The following is an 18,151-nucleotide window of genomic DNA, read 5'->3' as shown; positions in this document are numbered from 1 at the left end:
CGCGTCGGCCGCCCGTCAGTCCTTGTCACCGTCCTCGGAGCGCGCCGCATGGGCGGCGAGATGGGCCAGCACCTCGGCGGTGCGGTAGACCGAGGCCTGCACGCTGCCGAGCATGTCGGCCATCCGGGTGGTGTCGAGCCCGTCGCTGATCTCCAGCGCGGCGAGCTGCGCGTTTTCCACCACGGGCGAGAGCAGCGTGCGGTAGAGCTGATCCGCCTTGGGATCGAGCCGCGCCGAGTACAGCGCGCTGCGGTCGACCACGCTCTCGTGAAAACGGCTGCGGACGCTCTCGGCCGCCTTGCGCTCGGTCAGATCCATGAACAGCAGCACGAAGCCGAGCACCTTGCCGGGGGACGAGAACACCGGGTCGGCCCGCACCAGCAGCAGCCGCGGCTCGCCCTGGCCGACCGCGAGCTGCACCTCGCCGCGCCAGGTGCGGTGCTGAGCGGCGAGATCGGCGATGCGCTGGCGCACCTCGTCGGCCTGCACGAACAGCGGCCCGAGATCGTCGATGCTGGCCAGCTTGCCGCGGGTCAGCGGCAGCAGCCGGTTGAAGGCGGCGTTGCAGACGAGGATCCCGCCGGCCGCGTCGGCGATGATCACCGGCTGGTCGGAGACCAGCACCTGGCTGCGAACCGTGTCGAGCTGGTGCTGGGCGATCAGGACGCTGACGGCGCGGAACTGCAGCACCACGTCCGTGACGGTGTCGCTGATCAGCCGTGCCGCCGTGAGGTCGGCCGCGGTCCAGGCGTCGGAGGTGCCCTCGACGAGCTGATGCCATTTGGCGAAGGAGCGTCGCGGCGACAGGTCATGCGGCGTCGCCCCGACCAGCACGGGCTTGAGCGGGTCGCCGCCCCAGGTGACGGTCCGGACCCGCTCGGGCCGGAACCAGATCAGATATTCGCCCGGCGAATGCGACACCGGCGTCGCCACCAGGCCGCTCGCCACCGCGGCGATTCGCGAGAAGTCCGGCATCTCGGCGCCGAGCGCCGAGGTCGCGTAAAGCGGCACCTGCGGCTTGCTGTCGAGCCACGCCCCGATGGCGCGCAGATCCGGCGTGCCCGGCACCTCGCCGGTGGTCAGGATCTGTCCTTCGTAGAGGAGTGCCGCACCGGTCGCATTGACCGGCACCAGCAGGGCCTGCGAGTTGTCGAACAGCGCCATCCGCCAGTCGCCCTCGCGGGCAATCGCCTCGATCATGCGCTGCTCGAGCCGACGCACCGACAGCTCGGCCTGGGCCTGCACGAAGCTTTCCAGCGCGGCGATGCGGGTGGCGATCGCCTCGGCGAGCAGCTCGCAGACGGCGCGCACCTCGAAGGACACGATGCGCGGCACATAGTGATGGCAGGCGACCAGGCCCCAGAGCTTGCCGCCGACCATCAGCGACGCCACCAGGGTCGCGCCGACGCCCATGTTCTTGAGGTACTGGATGTGGATCGGCGACATGCTGCGCAGCGAGCACAGCGACATGTCGAGGTCCGTGCCCGAGAGGGGCGACGCCTGCGGCACCAGCGGCACCGGCGTGTAGGCGACGTCGACCAGCACGCGGACGCGGTTGCGCTGATAGAGCCGGCGCGCGATCTGCGGAATGTCGGAGGCCGGATAGCGGTTGCCGAGATAAGGCTCGAGCTCGGGCTCGCGCTGCTCGGAGAACACCTGGCCGTGGCCGAGCTCGTCGAAGCGGTAGACCATCACGCGGTCGTAGCCGGCGATCGACTTGTAGATGCGGGCGGCCTCGTCGCACAGCGCGCGCAGCGACGGCGCGCCGAGGACGGTCTGCAAGGCCTTCTCGATCTGGGTGGCGAGCGGGAGGACGGCGCCGGCCCGCTCGATCTCGATCACCAGTCCTTCGCCGGGGGGCCGGTGCAGCATGACGTCGAAGGTCTCGGCGCCGATGCGGACCCGTACCGCGTTCGGGATGGTGTCGAGCGCCTCGTCGAGATGCGGCGCGATCGCCGCCGTGAGCTCGGGCGCGATCTCCGCGAGCCTGCGGTCGAGCACCGGCTCGTCGAGCCCCAGGAACGCCGCCGCGTTGGCGCTCGCCTGAACGACGAGGCCGTCGCTCTCGCGGATCATCATCAGGGCGCCGTGCGGCTGGATCGATTGGGCGAGGTGGATCTGCTCCAGCTCGCAATTGGAGAGGTCGGCCTGCCCGAACGGCGGAATCGAGAGTGGCTCGCCCAAGTCTCGGTGCTCCGGTTTGCTGCCCGCGGTTCCGATCGGCTCGGTGGCCGCGCGCGATCCCGCCGAGGTGTGTCCGCCGGGCGGACAAATCCGCGAGCCAATCTAGTTCGCGAGCCAATCTAGCCGAAAAAAACGCTGATCCGTCCAGCTTTTGAGGAAGTCGCCTGGAAATCCGTCGAGAAGAGTCAAATTTCAGACTTTTCCGGCCCCGCCGGCGGGATGGTCGACGCCCAGATCGTAGCGATTGAGCTTGGCATAGAGACTTTGCCGGCTCAATCCGAGGATCTCCGCCGCGGCGGTCCGGTTGCCGTTGGCCAGATCGAGCGCCGCCCGAACGTAATGACGCTCCACGACCCCGATGGTGTCACGGACGAGCTTGCGCAGCGAGGTCTTGCCGATCTGCTCGGTGAGCGGGCCCAGCGCCGAGATCAGCCGGTTGGCGTCCTCGGCCGGGGGCAGCCGCCGGGCGACGTCGCGCAGCAGCACGCCGATATGCGGATTGGCCGCGTCGCCGGTGCCGGCCGCCGAGATTTCGACCTCGGTGGAGGCGCCGAGCTCGCCATGGATGGTGGTGGAGAACAGCCGCACGAAGCGCTGCCGGTGGATATTGGCGAGCAGCACCGTGAGGTCCGCACCGGGCCGCCACAGCCAGCGGCCGAGGCGCTCGCCGACCACCAGGCCCTTGGCGCCGACCTCGACCAGGTCGAGAAACGCCTGGTTGGTGCGGCGGATCACGCCGTCCTGGTTGATGACGACGAAGCCGTCCGGCATCCGCTCGATCAGGTCCTCGACCGACAGGCGATCGGGCTGGGCCGGCATCGGCAGCGGTGCGCCGACCGGCGAGAGCTGGATCAGGAAGATCGGGCCGGGGTCGGAGGTCATCAGCGAGGCGCGGACCAGGCTGGCCTTCCGGGTCTGCCCGAAATGCATCACGATACCGGGCGCCTTGCCCTGCTCGCGCACCCGCAGCAGCATTGCCTGGAGGAGGTCGCGCTCCTCCGGCATCACGTCGGTGAGGAAGTCGCGCCCGGCGACGCTGTCTGGACGCGGGCCGACGGCGCCGAGCGCCTGCATGGCGGCCGGGTTCGCCTCGATGATCCGCAGATTGCTGGCGCGCAGCAGCAGCACCGCCTCGGTCGAGGTGTGGAACAGCAGCCGGTAGCGGGTCTCGACGTCGCGGAGCTTCCAGTAGTCGCGCTCCATGGTCTGCTGGGCGGCGATCAGCCGCGATTGCAGCTCGGCGACGGCCTGCAGGTTCTTGCCGATGGCGAGCAGGCCGGGCCGGCCGCCGAGCAGCACGGTGGTGTACTCGATCGGCAGCTCGCGGCCGCTCGGGAAGCGCTGGGTGACCTGGCGGAATGCAGAGACGCCGGTCTTGAGCGCGTCCTCGACCATCCGGCGAATCTTGTCGCCGCCCATCTCAGTGACCGTGTCGACCCAGGGCCGACCGAGCCACGCCTCGACGCCTTTTTCGGAAATGGCGTCGGACAGCGTGACCTCGCGGATCACACCTGTCATGTCGAGCAACAGGGTCACGTCGGGTTGGGAAATGTTGACAGCCGTCATGGTCGCACCAAAATTTCTATAAAGGCGACCGCACGCTGCCCTCGTCGATCACGACATCTACGACCACGACGGTGGTCTCAGCGGGAGCCCGGCGGCACAGGGGTTCGCTCACCCGGGGCGAATCACTATCTCGTCGACTTCACATTCCTCGAATGTCAATTGGACCCGTCACCGGCGTCCGTCAATGGAACTATTGCGTACTGCCCCGCAAATCAAGTTGCGCAGCGTCAATACAGCCGGTCATTTTTCGACCAGCGCCACAACCAGTGCGGAGTCAATGTGGTGCCGTCTTGACAGAAGTTGTCGTGCTGGCGTGTCGGAACCTCAGGATGTTCGCGAGGACGGAACAGGGCGGGTGGTCAGCCGCGCCGTGAGATCCGCGACATGGGCCAGAAGGGCGGCCAGCAGGCTCGCCGCCACCCAGATCCATTCGGCGCCGACCAGGGCGGCCCGCACGGCCAGCAGCAGGAACCCCCCGGCCAGCAGATTGGCCGCCAAGGTCCGCAGTGCGAGGCCGCGGCCGGTGAGCCGGCGATAGCCGGCGAGCGCGATCGCCTCCACGACGACCAACGTCAGGATGACGTCGACGATGCGTCCGCTGGCGAACAGATCCCGCATTCCGGCGAGCTCACCCGAACGGTTCGTTGAGCTGGACCACGGTCCAGGTGAGATACGAGGCGATCGACACCCAGACGAGATACGGAAGAAACAGCAGGCTCGCCGTCTTGGAGTCGCGCAACGGCACCACGACCGTCAGCAGCACCGCCACCCACAGCGCTCCCACCTCCCAGAGCGCCCAGTCGGGCCGCTGCAGGTGGAAGAACAAGTAGCTCCAGGCGATGTTGAGCAGGCCGGTGGCGATGAAGAAGGCGATCATCCAGCCGCGCCGCATCGCGCACGGAATGTCGCGCCACGCAAACGCCATGGCGATCGACGACAGCGCGAAGACGGTCGTCCAGACGATCGGGAACGCGTAGTCGGGCGGCTGCCACCAGGGCTTCTTCAGCGCCAGGTACCAGGACCCGAGCTGGGTGAGCTCGCCGCCGATCGCGGCGACGACCGCGGTGAACAGCGCGGCGAGCGCAAGAGGAGCCAGGAAGCCGCGCAGGCGCGGCTCCGGCTTCAGATCGACGCTCAGCGTCAGGGGTGGGCGAGACCGCACAGCGTTGCAATATCCTTGAAAAAGATCTTCACATGAGCGGCCGGCCTGGACCGGACCAGCTCCTTGTTCATGTAGGCCTGCCAGGTGAGCCGCTGCACGTCCGGGTCGCGGCACATCCCGACGAAACGCTCGCGCGTCCAGTCGCTGCGATACCAGAAGCGCTGCAACAGTCCAAGGATGAAGAACACCCGGCCGTGCTGTTTCATGAATCGTTTGCGCGCGAGCGCGAGCGCGCGGGCGTCGCCGGTGACGAGCGCCTCGTCGACCGCCTCGGCGGCAAGCCGCCCGCCGGTCAGCGCGTAGAAGATGCCTTCGCCCGAGGCCGGCGCCACCACGCCGGCGGCGTCGCCCGCCAGCAGCACGTCGCGGCCGTTGTCCCAGCGCCGGAGCGGATGCAGCGGGATCGGCGCGCCCTCGTGGCGCAGCGTCTCGCAGGCGTCGAGCCCGGTGGTCCGGCGCAGCGCCGCCACCGCCTCGCGCAACCCGAAGCCCTTGCGCATCGAGCCGGTGCCGATGCTGGTGGTGTCGCCGTGCGGGAAAATCCAGGCGTAGAAATCGGGCGACAGCGGGCCCTGGTAGTAGACGTCGCAGCGCGCCGGATCGAAGTCGCCGACGCCGGCGGCGGGCGAGCGGACGATCTCGTGATAGGCGAAGACATGCGGCACCTTGTCGGCGCCCGGCACGGCCTGGCGGCCGACCTGCGAGATGGCGCCGTCGGCGCCGATCACGGTGCGGGCGCGCACGCACAGGGTCATGTCGGAGTCCTTGGCGGCGCGCGGCCGGTAGTGGACGAGCGACAGGCCGGCGTCGTCGCGCGACAGGCGCTCGAACGTGCCGGTGCGGCGCGTCGCGCCCGCCTTCTCGGCGCGCTCGCGCAGCCATTCGTCGAACGGGCCGCGGTCGACCATACCGACGAAGCCGCCGTCGATCGGCATGTCGACCCGGCGCTCGGACGGCGCGATCATGCGGGCGCCGGTGATCTTCGCCACCAGCATGTGATCAGGAATGTCGAAGTCGCGGATCGCCACCGGCGGGATGGCGCCGCCGCATGGCTTGATGCGGCCGGCCTTGTCGAGCAGCAGCACGCTGCGGCCGCGCCGGGCGAGATCGGTCGCCGCGGTGGCGCCGGCTGGTCCGCCGCCCACCACCACGGTGTCGTAAGTCTCCAGTGCGGGCATGGTCCCTACCTCCCTGCCTCGGCGGGCGCGTAGACGACGTCGCCCTGGCTCAAGTCGATGGTGTCTTCGCGGATGCGACCGGGATGCACCCGGGCGGCCAGCACGGCCGACACCAGGAACAGCGCGGCCTCCAGCGCGAAGACGGTGGCATAGGCGGACACGGGGGAGCCGAGCAGCGCGCGGGCGACGTCGCTCGCCAGCGTGCCGGCGAAGCCGCCGAGCCCGAAGGAGATCGCCTGGGCGGCGCCCCACAGGCCCATGCGCACTCCCTCGCGGTGCTCGCGGCCCTCGCTGGCCAGCCCCATCATCGAGCCGATGGCAGCGACCGCATAGGCGCCGTTGGTGACGCCGAGCATGAACACGCAGGCGCGCAGCGGCCAGCCCGGCCCGGCGAGCGAGCCGAGCGCCAGGCTCGACAGCGCCACCGCCGAGGCGATGCAGCCGCCGATGCACCAGCCCCGCATCGAGGCCAGCGTCCGGCCGAAGCGGCCCGTGCCGGCGATACCGACCGTCACCATGCCGATCAGCACGCCCGAGTGCTGCACGCCGGAGAGCTTGGTGGAATCGCCCGGCGAAAAGCCGAACACCGTGCCGGCAAACGGCTCGAGGATCAGGTCCTGGGCGCTGTAGGCGAGCATCGAGACGAACACGAAGACCGAGAAGCGGCGCGCCTCCGGCTCGGCCCAGACCTGGGCGAGCGCCTCGCGGAAGGCGGTCTTGCGGCCCTCGTCGACGGCGGCCGGGGCTGGCGGCGCGGATCCTTCGATGCCCCACACCGCGACGGTCGAGAGCACGATGGCGATCGCCGACACGCTGGAGGCGACCACGACCAGCCGCGACGGCGAGAACGGATCGAGCAGATGGCCAGCGCCGCCGGCCGTGACGATGAAGCCGACGATCATCATCACCCAGACGATGGTGGCGGCGGCGGCGCGGCGCTCCGGATGGACCCGCTTGGCGAGCAGAACCAGCAGCGAGGTGCCGGCCGCGCCGACGCCGATGCCGATGCCGAGAAAGGCGAGCGCCGTGACGGCGATGCCGGCGAGCGGGCTGGTCCCGAGCAGCGCCGTGCCGACCGCGGCGAGGGCGCCGGAGGCGGCGAGCGTCGCCATGCCGCCGATGATCCACGGCGTCTGCCGGCCGCCGGTGTCGGAGCCGTAGCCCCAGCGCGGTCGCAGCACCTGGACGGCGTAATGGATCGCCACCAGGGCACCGGGCAGCATCGCCGGCAGTGCGAACTCGACCACCATGACGCGGTTGAGCGTCGAGGTGGTCAGCACCACGATGGCGCCGAGCGCCGTCTGCACCAGCCCGAGCCGGACAATGCCGAGAAAGCCGAGCGGGGCAGGGGTCATGCGGGTGCTCCGAAGGCCGCGACCGCGACCGCGCTCGCCATCATGCCGAGGACATAGAGCGCCACGCCCAGCCCGCTGAACCAGGTGGCCTTGGCGATCGGCGCGCGCAGGAAGCGCACCGCCAGGAGTCCCTGTGCGATCAGCACGGCCGTGACGATCGCGGCCTGGAGCGGCCGGCCCCAGGCGAGCAGCAGCGCGATGACGATCGCCTGCGGCACCGCCATGACGATGCAGGCGAGCCGCGCGGCGGGGTCGACGCCGAGCTGCACCGGCAGCGAGCGCACGCCGGTGCGGATGTCGCCCTCGATCGACTTGAAGTCGTTGAGCGTCATGATGCCGTGGGCGCCGGCGCTGTAGAGGAACGCCAGCGTCACGATGCGCCAGTCCGGCAGGCCGCCGATCATCACGGCGGCGCCCGTGAACCAGGCGAAGCCCTCATAGGTGACGGCGCAGGCGGCGTTGCCGTACCAGCCGTTCTGCTTCAGCCGGATCGGCGGCGCGCTGTAGATCCAGGCGAGCACCAGGCCGACGGCGGCGGCGCCGAACACCCAGTCGCCGAGCTGGCTCGCCAGGGCGAGCGACATCGCGGTCCACAGGACGGCGAGCCAGAGGCCCCAGCGGCCCGGGATGCGGCCCGACGGGATCGGCCGGTTGGGCTCGTTGATGGCGTCGACATGGCGGTCGAACCAGTCGTTGATCACCTGGCTGGTGGCGACCAGCAGCGGGCCGCACAGCACGATGCCGGCGACCAACACGGGCCAGCGCGACGACACGGCGACGCCGGACGACACCACGCCGCAGGCGAACGCCCACATGGGCGGAAACCAGGTGATCGGCTTCAAGAGCTCGAGCACGGCAGACGGTGCCGGCACCTGCGCGGTGGTCGATATGCTCATGCGTCGCTCTCGCCCTGGTCGGCGGCGTCCGCGAGGCCGTAGCGGCGCAGCTTCACGTAGAGGCTCTGCCGGGACAGGCCCAGCATCTCGGAGGCCGAGGCGCGGTTGTTGCCGGTCAGCTCGAGCGCCGCCTCGATGCACAGGCGCTCGACCACGTCGGTCGCCTCGCGCACCAGCTCCTTCAGCGACACCCGCCCGACCAGCTCGGTGAGCTGGTCGACCGAGCGCGGCATCTCGCGGCCGGCGCGGGCGTCCGCGGGCAGCCGCCGCCCGACATTGCGGACCGTGAAGCCGTAGAAGGGCTCGGCCCCGTTGGCGACCGCGGCGGCGGAGATCTCGACATCGGCCTGCGCCCCGAGCTCGCCCCGCAGCGTGGTGGCGAACAGCCGCACCGAGCCGATCTGGCGCAGATTGGCGATCAGCACGTTGAGGTCGACGCCGGAGCGGCCGAGCCAGCGCTCCAGCGACTCGCCGCGCGCCTGCTCCTCGCTGGCGAGCTGGGCGAGGTCGAGAAAGGCCGGATTGGCCGATATCACGTGGCCGTCGCGGTCGGTGACGACGAGGCCGTCGGGCGCATGCTCGATGAAGCGCAGGAGCTTGACCTTGCCCTCGGTGCCGGCGGGGGCGCCGTCGCGCTCGGCCAGCGACAGGCGGACCAGGAACAGCGATGCGTTCTCCTGGCGGAACAGCGAGGCGGAGACGAAGGCGGCGCGGGACGAGTCGGCGAGGCGCGCGCGCGTCGAGTCGGCCCGCCCGGCCGAGCGCACGCCGGCGAGCAGCGCCTGCACGGCCGGCACCGTGTCGGACTCGAAGGCCTCGAGCAGGGGCCGCCCGACCACCCGGCGGCCGACATCGCCGAACATCTGGGTGGCGGCCGGATTGGCCTCGACGACGCGCTGCGAGGCGGCGTCGACGATCAGCACCGGCTCGGGCGACATCTGGAACAAGAGGCGGTAGCGCGTCTCGGCGTGGCGGAGCCGCGTGTAGTCGCGCTCCATCGCCTGCTGCGCCTCGACCAGCCGCTGCTGCAGCTCGGCCACCGGGCGCAGGTCGCGGCCGACCGCGACCAGCGGCCCGAGCGAGCCGATCCGCACCGCCGAATAGAGAATAGGGACATCGGCGCCGCGGGTGGAGGGATGGTTCACCTGCCGGCGCTGGGTCGCCTGGTCGGAGGCATCGCGCAGCAGCGCCTCGACCTTGGGCCGGCTCTCCACCGTCACGGTGTCGGCGAAGGACTGGCCGAGCCACGGGCGCTGGCCTTCGAGGGCCGCCAGGAGCTCCTCGCTCTGGCAGGCCATGTCGCGGATGACGCCGTTGCCGGTGACGACCAGGGCGACGTCGGCAGCGGCCGCGACCAGGATCGCCGCCGCTTTCACGTCGAGATCACCCAACGACTCTGTCGGCGCTCTGAAGCCGCTCACGTCCGACCAGTTCCTCTTTCGGGCCGTCGCCGGCCGGCAGTCCGTCCTGGTCGGTGGCGTGTCGCTCCGATCAGATCCGGTGTGCCAGCGCGGCGACGAGACTCTGCGCCTGAATGGGTGCCTGCCGGGCATCGGACGCCGCCACATCGGCGCCGACCCGGGCGACATAGTCCGGATGCTCGGCGAAGACTCGGCCGCCCACCAGGATGCCGACCGAGCGATTGCAGGATTCGCGGCGAACAAGCTGAATGCAAGAGGCGAGTGCCTCCAGCCGGGATTCGCAGCTCAAGGAGAAACCGACCACGGCGAACCATTCGGAGCGCACCATCGTGACGAGATCGTCACGGGCCGGGACCGGGGCGTCCCACACCAGCCAGCCGGCGCGGCGGAAGAACTCCGCCACCATGGCGAGGCCGAAGGTGTGCTGCTCGCCCGGGACCGGCACCAGCAGCACCGGCAGGCCGTCCTGCTGGTGCTCGACCTCGCTGCCGAAGGCGGCGCTGAACTCGCGCAGAACCCGGTGCAGGCGCCACAGGCCGAGCGTCACCTGGGTGAAGTCGCAGGCGTCGTCGTGCCACATCTGGCCGAGCCGGCGGGCCGTGGGCGCCAGCACGTCGAGATAGATCCGTTCGACCGGCATGCCGCGGGCCAGCACGGCTTCGACGAAGGCAAGCGCCCCGGCGTCGTCGCCGGCGAGCACGCGGTCGGTCAGCTCGGCGACCTCCTCGGACCCGAGCGGATGGGCCTGCGGGCCGGCGTCGCAGCGGCCCGTATGGGCCAGCACGAGCTTCGGGACGATGTGGAACTCGACGGCGCGGTTCACCGGCGATGTCCCCGATGCGGTGCGATGGGCCTCGCCCATGCGGTGCGGATCGAAGCGGGACAGGTCGGCCGATCGATATTGCTCGCCGGCATGGTGCGGATCGGCGGCCGAGCCGTCACCCGACACGTAGGCGTTCGTATTGTCCCACAAATCCCTCGCCGCCAATTGGGGTCTCGCTTCGGCCATGGACACGCCCTCTCAACAAGTTAAAGCCCGTGGGGACGAACAGTCAAGTTTAGTTTACGTACAGAATTGTTGACACTGTCGGGGAAGCATCCTAGGCTGCCTTTCACAGTGGCACGCGCAAGGAGCGGCGCGATGCAAAAAGGTGACACCGAAGGGTCGGTCCGGTCTGCATCGCTTGCAACGCAAGATGCGGCAGGGCGCGACGTTTCGGGAAAATCACAGCACCACCCGGCGTCTCGTCCGTCAAGGGCGGTTGACAGTCCGTGTCATTACCGATTGTCGGGACAACCGGATTCTGGTGCGATGCGGGTTTCCTCAGACGACAGCGCGCAACCTCCGTCAGGCGGCCTCTACACGCCCGAGGAACGTCGTCGTCGCGATGCCTCACCGTGGACGCTCGTGCAGGGAATTCTTGCCCCGCTTCAGTTTCTCGTCTTCCTGGTGAGCCTCGCCCTGGTGCTGCGGTTCGTGCTGACCGGAGAAGGATACTTCGCGGCGACAGTCTCGGTCGTGATCAAGACGTTCGTTCTCTATGTGATCATGATCACGGGCTCGATCTGGGAGAAGGTGGTCTTCGGCAAATACCTGTTCGCGCGGGCGTTCTTCTGGGAAGACGTGTTCAGCATGCTGGTTTTGGCACTGCACACGGCCTATCTGGTCGCGCTGGCGACCGACGCCCCCGTCACCACCCAGATGGCGCTCGCACTCGCCGCTTATGCGTCCTACCTGGTCAATGCCACACAGTTCGTGCTGAAGCTGCGGGCTGCGCGCCTGCAGCAGGCGCGGGCCGTCGCCTCCGACATGGTCGGAGCGGCGCCATGAACGCGATCCCGCCGATTGCCCCGACCGGGGCCGGATGCGCCGATGCGCCGGTGCTCTACGAGCGCGGCCAGCGCGAGGTGTTCTGCGGGCTGACCGGCATCGTCTGGCTGCACCGCAAAATCCAGGATGCGTTCTTCCTGGTGGTCGGCTCGCGCACCTGCGCGCATCTGCTCCAATCCGCCGCCGGCGTGATGATCTTCGCCGAGCCGCGTTTCGCCACCGCCATCATCGAGGAGCGCGACCTCGCCGGCCTCGCCGACGCCAACACCGAGCTCGACCGGGTCGTCACCCGCCTGATCGAGCGCCGGCCCGACATCAAGCTCCTGTTCCTGGTCGGCTCGTGCCCGTCCGAGGTGATCAAGCTCGATCTTTTCCGCGCGGCGGAGCGGTTGTCGCAGGCGTTCGCGCCGACGGTGAAGATCCTCAGCTATTCCGGCAGCGGCATCGAGACCACCTTCACGCAGGGCGAGGACGCCTGCCTCGCCTCGCTCGTCCCCGGCATGCCCGAGGAGGCGGCCGACGCCGCGCCCTCGCTGCTGGTCGTCGGCGCGCTCGCCGAGGTGGTCGAGGATCAGTTCGTCCGCTTGTTCGCGGCGCTCGGCATCGATCGGGTGCGCTTCTTCCCGCCGCGGCGCTCCGACGATCTGCCGCCGGTCGGGCCGGCGACGCGGCTCTTGCTGGCGCAGCCTTTCCTCGCCGAGACGGCGCGCCTTCTGGAGAAGCGCGGCGCCACGCGGCTCCTGGCCCCGTTCCCGCTCGGCGTCGAGGGCACGATCGGCTGGCTCGGTGCTGCCGCCAAGGAATTCGGTGTCGACGAGGCGCGCTTCGACGCGGCGATCGCGCCGGCCGCCGAGCGTGCCCGCGCGGCGCTCGCCCGGGCGCGCGAAAAGCTCGCCGGAACCCGCATCTTCTTCTTCCCCGACTCGCAGCTCGAGATTCCGCTCGCCCGCTTCGCGGCACGCGAGCTCGGCATGCGGCTCGTCGAGGTCGGCACGCCCTATCTGCACCGGCCGCATCTCGCCGCCGAGCTGGCGCTGCTGCCGCCCGGCACCATGCTGAGCGAGGGCCAGGACGTCGACAAGCAGCTCGACCGCTGCCGCGCGGCGCGGCCCGACCTGACGGTGTGCGGGCTCGGCCTCGCCAATCCGCTGGAGGCGGAGGGTCTGGCGACCAAATGGTCGATCGAGCTTCTGTTCACGCCCGTCCACGGCTTCGAGCAGGCGGCGGATCTCGCCGAATTGTTCGCGCGGCCGCTGGTGCGCCGCAGCCGGCTGAAGGTCTAGGGCCATGCAGCTCACCGTGTGGACCTACGAGGCTCCTCCCCATGTCGGCGCGATGCGCGTCGCCACCGCCATGGAGGGCGTCCACTACGTGCTGCACGCACCGCAGGGCGACACCTATGCCGACCTGCTGTTCACCATGATCGAACGCGCCGCGAAGCGTCCGCCCGTCACCTACACGACGTTTCAGGCCCGCGATCTCGGCGGCGACACCGCCGAGCTGTTCAAGACCTCCGTCAAGGAGGCGTACGAGCGGTTCCGTCCGCAGGCGCTCCTGGTCGGCGCGTCCTGCACGGCCGAGCTGATCCAGGACGATCCGGGCGGGCTCGCCCACGCGCTGGGTCTGCCGGTGCCGGTGATTCCGCTCGAGCTGCCTGCGTATCAGCGCAAGGAAAATTGGGGTGCGGCCGAGACGTTCTATCGGATCGTCCGCACGCTCGCAGGACCCGTCGCGCCGCCGCCCGGCTCCAAGCGGACGGCGCGCGGACCCGGCGAGGCCCCGCGCTGCAACATCCTCGGGCCGACCGCACTCGGCTTCCGGCACCGCGACGACGTTCACGAAGTCACCGGCCTGCTCCACCGGCTTGGCGTCACCGTGAATGTCGTCGCGCCCCTCGGGGCGTCGCCGGCCGACATCGCGCGGATCGGCGAGGCCGACTTCAACGTCGTGCTGTATCCCGAGATCGGCTACCAGGCGGCGCAGTGGCTGGAGAAAAACTTCGGCCAGAAGTCGACCAGGACGGTGCCGATCGGCTTCGGCGCCACCACCGACTTCGTCGCCGAGGTGGCGGCCCTCGCCGGCGTCGATCCGGCGCCGGTGCTGGCCGGCGCGCCGAGCCGGGCGCCGTGGTATGCGCGCTCGGTCGACTCGACCTATCTGACCGGCAAGCGCGTCTTCGTGTTCGGCGACGCCACCCACGCGGTCGCCGCCGCCCGCATCGCCGCCGACGAGCTCGGCTTCGAGGTGGTGGGGCTGGGCACATACTCGCGCGAGTTCGCCCGCGAGGTCCGGGCCGCCGCGGCCAAATACGGCGTCGAGCCGCTGATCACCGACGACTATCTCGAGGTCGAGGAGGCGATCGCGGCGCTGCATCCCGAGCTGGTGCTCGGCACCCAGATGGAGCGCCACACGGCCAAGCGCCTCGGCGTGCCCTGCGCCGTCATCTCGGCGCCCGTGCATGTGCAGGATTTCCCGGCGCGCTACTCGCCCCAGATGGGCTTCGAAGGCGCCAATGTGGTGTTCGACACCTTCGTGCACCCGCTGATGATGGGGCTCGAGGAGCATCTGCTGGCGATGTTCCGCGAGGACTTCGAGTTCCACGCGGATGCGGCGCCCTCGCATCTCGGCTCGCATGCCGCGCCGGCGCGCGGCGACGCCCCGCCGCTCGCGGCGGAGGCGCCGACCACCCCCGTCGTCGAACCGGTCGCCGCGATGGCCGGACCCGTCGCGGCCGCGCCGGCCGCGAGCACCGCCGTGCAAGACTCACCGGCGCCGTCGGCAGGCGGTCAGCCGGTTTCACCCCCGCTTTGCTGGGCCGCCGACGCCGAGAAGGAACTGCACAAGATCCCCTTCTTCGTGCGTGGAAAAGCCCGCCGCAACACCGAGCGCTTCGCGCAGGATCGCGGTGTGTCCCTGATCACAGTCGAGACGCTGTATGATGCGAAAGCGCACTACGCTCGCTGACAAGACCCCGATCCGCGTCACCATCGTGACGATGGACAGCCATCTCGTGGGCTCGGTCCTGCGCGCGCGCGCCGCTTTGGCGCGCGAGCTGCCCGGCCTCGATCTGGCGATCCATTCGGCCGACGAGTTCGCCTCCGATCCGGTCAAGCTGCAGCGCTGCATCGCCGACATCGCCACCGGCGACATCGTCGTCGCGACCATGCTGTTCATGGACGATCACATCCGTCCGGTGCTGCCCGCCCTGCAGGCGCGCCGCGACTCGTGCGATGCGATGGTGTGCGCGCTGTCGGCCGGCGAGGTCGTCCACCTCACTCGCATGAACAAGTTCAGCATGTCGGGCGAGACGGTCGGCATCCTCAATCTGCTCAAGCGGCTGCGCGGCAAGAGCTCGGGCACCGGCTCGAGCGGCCACGGGCAGATGAAGATGCTGCGCCAGCTTCCCAAGCTGCTGCGCTTCATTCCCGGCACGGCACAGGATCTGCGCGCCTATTTCCTGGTGCTGAGCTACTGGCTCGCCGGCACCGACGAGAATGTCGCCAACATGGTGCGGCTGTTGGTGAACCGTTACGCCGACGGTCCGCGCAAGAGCCTGCGCGGCACGCTCGAGGCGGCGCCGCCGGTCGAGTTCCCCGACACCGGCCTCTACCACCCGCGGCTCGAGACCCGGGTCACCGAGAAGCTGTCCGACCTGCCGTCCGCCGGCAAGGCCGGCACGGTCGGCGTGCTGGTGATGCGCTCCTACGTGCTGGCCGGCAACGCCGCCCACTACGATGGTGTGATCGCGGCGCTGGAGGCGAAGGGGCTGCGGGTGATCCCCGCCTTCGCCAGCGGGCTCGATGCCCGTCCGGCGGTGGAGGCGTTCTTCATGAAGAACGGCAAGCCGGTCGTCGACACGGTGGTGTCGCTCACCGGCTTCTCGCTGGTCGGCGGGCCCGCCTACAACGACGCGCACGCCGCCACCCAGCTCCTCGGCACGCTCGACGTGCCCTATATCGCGGCCCACCCGGTCGAATTCCAGACGCTGGAGCAGTGGCAGAGCGACCCGCGCGGCCTGTTGCCGGTCGAGGCCACCATGATGGTGGCGATCCCCGAGCTCGACGGCGCCATCTGGCCGATGACCTTCGGCGGACGCTCGGCGCTCGCGGTCGAGGGCCAGCGCGAGATGACGGCCCATCCGGAACGCGCCGCCATGCTGGCCGCCCGCGTCGCCAAGCTGGTGGCGCTGCGCCGCTCGAAGCGGGCCGAGCGCAAGATCGCGGTCGTCATCTTCAACTTCCCGCCCAATGCCGGCGCGATCGGCACGGCGGCGTTCCTGTCGGTGTTCGCCTCGCTGCACAACACCCTGAAAGCGCTGCGCGACGCCGGCTACACGGTCGATGTCCCGGCGACGGTCGACGACTTGCGGGAGCGCATCCTGCAGGGCAATTCCGCCCGCCACGGCACCGACGCCAATGTCGCGGCCAAGATCGGCGCCGACGAGCACGTCCGCCGCGAGCGCTGGCTGCCCGAGATCGAGAAGCAGTGGGGGCCGGCGCCCGGCCGCGCGCTCTCCGACGGGCGCAGCATCTTCGTGCTGGGCGAGCATTTCGGCAACGTCTTCGTCGGCGTCCAGCCCGCCTTCGGCTACGAGGGCGATCCGATGCGGCTGCTGTTCGAGCGCGGCTTCTCGCCGACCCACGCCTTCTCGGCCTTCTACCGCTGGATCAAGGAAGACTTCGGCGCCCATGCGGTGCTGCATTTCGGCATGCACGGGGCGCTCGAGTTCATGCCCGGCAAGCAGGCCGGCATGTCGGGCGAGTGCTGGCCCGACCGGCTGATCGGCGACCTGCCGAACCTCTATCTCTACGCCTCCAACAATCCGTCGGAAGGCTCGCTGGCCAAGCGCCGCTCGGGCGCCACGCTGATCAGCTATCTGACGCCGCCGATCACCAATGCGGGCCTGTATCGCGGCCTGCTGGACCTCAAGTCCTCGCTCGACCGCTGGCGGACCCAGGAGCCCGACACCGACGCCGAGCCGCGGGCGACGCTGGCCCAGCTCGTCCAGGCCCAGGCCGCGACCGTCAACCTGGCGCCCGCCGAGCCCGCCTGGGGCGATGCCGCGGACGCCGAGATCGCCAAGCTCGCCAACAAGGTGCTGGAGCTCGAATACACCCTGATCCCGCACGGCCTGCACGTCGTCGGCTCGCCGCCGACCGCGCCCGAGCGCACCGAGATGCTGGAGGCCGCCGGCGTCACCGACAAGGACAAGCTCGCCCAGCTCGACAAGCTGCTCGCCGCCGACCACGAGCTGCCGGCGATCGTCAAGGCGCTCGACGGCCGCTACATCCAGCCGGCCCCGGGCGGCGACCTGATGCGCACCACCGACGTGCTGCCGACGGGGCGCAACCTGCACGGCTTCGACCCGTTCCGCATCCCGAGCGCGTTCGCCATCAAGGACGGCGCCCGCCAGGCCGACCGCCTGCTCGCCCGCTACGCGGCCGACGGCCACGGGACGCCTGAGACCATCGCCATGGTCCTGTGGGGCACCGACAACCTCAAGACCGAGGGCGGACCGATCGCCCAGACCCTGTGGCTGATGGGCGCCGAGCCGCGCCACGACAGCTACGGCCGGGTCGCCGGCGCGCAGCTCGTGCCGTTGGAAAAGCTGGGGCGGCCGCGCGTCGACGTGATCGTGACACTGTCCGGCATCTTCCGCGATCTCCTGCCGATGCAGACCAAGCTGCTCGCCGAAGCCGCGCTCTTGGCGGCGAGCGCCGACGAGCCGGCCGAGACGAACTTCGTGCGCAAGCACGCGCTCGCCTATCAGGCGGCCAATGGCGGCGACATCGCCCAGGCGGCGCTGCGGGTGTTCTCCAACGCCGACGGCGCCTACGGCTCCAACGTCAACCAGCTCATCGACGCCGGCGGCTGGAACGACGAGGACGAGCTCGCCGAGGCCTATGTGCGGCGCAAGGGCTTCGCCTACGACGTCAACGGCCGGCCGGCCCGGCAGGACGCGGTGCTCAATCATGTGCTCAAGAGCGTCGACCTGACCTACCAGAACCTCGACTCGGTCGAGCTCGGCGTCACCACGGTCGATCACTATTTCGACACGCTCGGCGGCATCACCCGCGCCGTGCAGCGGGCCCGCGGCACCTCGGCGTCGGTCTATATCGGCGACCAGACCCGCGGCGACGGCACGGTGCGCACGCTCGCCGAGCAGGTCGCGCTGGAGACCCACACCCGCGCCCTCAATCCGAAATGGTACGAGGCGCTGCTCGCGCACGGCTACGAAGGCGTGCGCAACATCGAGGCGCAGGTCACCAACACGCTCGGCTGGTCGGCGACCACGGGCCAGGTGGCGCCCTGGGTCTACGAGCAGCTCACCCAGACCTTCATGCTGGACGAAACGATGCGGCGGCGTCTCGCGGCCCTCAATCCGGTCGCATCGGCGAAAGTCGCACACCGCCTCCTCGAGGCCCACGAGCGTCGCTACTGGGCTCCCGACGAGGCGACGCTCGAAGCGCTGCGGCGCGCGGGCGAGGAGCTCGAAGACCGCCTGGAAGGTGTCGACCAAGGAGCCGCCGCATGACCGTGATCCCGCGACCGTCGGAC

Annotated in this window: 13 protein-coding genes; 4 read left to right on the top strand and 9 right to left on the bottom strand. The window is 70.1% G+C overall.

All coding sequences use genetic code 11. The annotated features are described in order from the left end of the window. Positions 1-15: 15 nt before the first annotated feature. From HXX10_RS22940 to HXX10_RS22900, 9 genes are all read right to left on the bottom strand, one after another. The gene (locus HXX10_RS22940; protein WP_296525585.1) at positions 16-2,184 is read right to left on the bottom strand and encodes a GAF domain-containing protein; all 2,169 of its coding nucleotides are present in this window, start codon (positions 2,182-2,184) and stop codon (positions 16-18) included. Between the two features lie 192 nt (positions 2,185-2,376). Further along, positions 2,377-3,750: a transcriptional regulator PpsR gene (gene ppsR, locus HXX10_RS22935; RefSeq protein WP_296525584.1), complete on the bottom strand. Its 1,374-nt coding sequence runs from the start codon at positions 3,748-3,750 to the stop codon at positions 2,377-2,379. Between the two features lie 324 nt (positions 3,751-4,074). Next, on the bottom strand, positions 4,075-4,368 hold the full coding sequence (locus tag HXX10_RS22930; protein ID WP_296525583.1) for a hypothetical protein: 294 nt from the start codon (positions 4,366-4,368) through the stop codon (positions 4,075-4,077). Between the two features lie 10 nt (positions 4,369-4,378). After that, positions 4,379-4,912: a TspO/MBR family protein gene (locus tag HXX10_RS22925; protein WP_296525582.1), complete on the bottom strand. Its 534-nt coding sequence runs from the start codon at positions 4,910-4,912 to the stop codon at positions 4,379-4,381. Next, the gene (locus tag HXX10_RS22920) at positions 4,891-6,090 is read right to left on the bottom strand and encodes a geranylgeranyl diphosphate reductase (protein WP_296525581.1); all 1,200 of its coding nucleotides are present in this window, start codon (positions 6,088-6,090) and stop codon (positions 4,891-4,893) included. The genes HXX10_RS22925 and HXX10_RS22920 overlap by 22 nt, the downstream gene beginning before the upstream one ends. A gap of 5 nt (positions 6,091-6,095) precedes the next feature. Further along, positions 6,096-7,445: a BCD family MFS transporter gene (locus tag HXX10_RS22915; RefSeq protein WP_296525580.1), complete on the bottom strand. Its 1,350-nt coding sequence runs from the start codon at positions 7,443-7,445 to the stop codon at positions 6,096-6,098. Beyond that, positions 7,442-8,341, bottom strand: coding sequence for a chlorophyll synthase ChlG (chlG, locus tag HXX10_RS22910; RefSeq protein ID WP_296525579.1), 900 nt, complete (start codon positions 8,339-8,341; stop codon positions 7,442-7,444). Before chlG ends, HXX10_RS22915 begins: the two co-directional genes overlap by 4 nt. Further along, positions 8,338-9,732, bottom strand: coding sequence for a transcriptional regulator PpsR (ppsR, locus tag HXX10_RS22905; protein WP_296525578.1), 1,395 nt, complete (start codon positions 9,730-9,732; stop codon positions 8,338-8,340). Before ppsR (HXX10_RS22905) ends, chlG begins: the two co-directional genes overlap by 4 nt. A 100-nt stretch (positions 9,733-9,832) precedes the next feature. After that, positions 9,833-10,771 (bottom strand): cobalamin-dependent protein, encoded by a 939-nt coding sequence (locus HXX10_RS22900; RefSeq protein ID WP_296525577.1) that lies wholly within the window; start codon positions 10,769-10,771, stop codon positions 9,833-9,835. A 303-nt stretch (positions 10,772-11,074) separates the two neighbouring features. Here HXX10_RS22900 and bchF point away from each other — a divergent pair, with 303 nt between their 5' ends. The 4 genes from bchF to HXX10_RS22880 are packed head-to-tail and all read left to right on the top strand — an operon-like array spanning position 11,075 to position 18,128. Further along, positions 11,075-11,593 (top strand): 2-vinyl bacteriochlorophyllide hydratase, encoded by a 519-nt coding sequence (gene bchF, locus HXX10_RS22895; protein WP_296525576.1) that lies wholly within the window; start codon positions 11,075-11,077, stop codon positions 11,591-11,593. Next, positions 11,590-12,876, top strand: a complete 1,287-nt coding sequence (locus tag HXX10_RS22890; protein WP_296525575.1) for a ferredoxin:protochlorophyllide reductase (ATP-dependent) subunit N — start codon at positions 11,590-11,592, stop codon at positions 12,874-12,876. The genes bchF and HXX10_RS22890 overlap by 4 nt, the downstream gene beginning before the upstream one ends. Before the next feature lie 4 nt (positions 12,877-12,880). Then, positions 12,881-14,557, top strand: coding sequence for a ferredoxin:protochlorophyllide reductase (ATP-dependent) subunit B (gene bchB, locus HXX10_RS22885; RefSeq protein ID WP_296525574.1), 1,677 nt, complete (start codon positions 12,881-12,883; stop codon positions 14,555-14,557). Beyond that, a complete protein-coding gene (locus HXX10_RS22880; RefSeq protein ID WP_296525614.1) occupies positions 14,532-18,128 on the top strand; it encodes a magnesium chelatase subunit H in 3,597 nt (1,198 codons plus the stop codon). The genes bchB and HXX10_RS22880 overlap by 26 nt, the downstream gene beginning before the upstream one ends. Positions 18,129-18,151: the final 23 nt, after the last annotated feature.

The sequence above is a fragment of the Rhodoplanes sp. genome (assembly GCF_013377085.1).
GTDB lineage: Bacteria > Pseudomonadota > Alphaproteobacteria > Rhizobiales > Xanthobacteraceae > Rhodoplanes.
The sequence above is the reverse complement of the archived record's forward strand: the minus strand, read 5'-3'. Positions and strand labels throughout refer to the sequence as shown.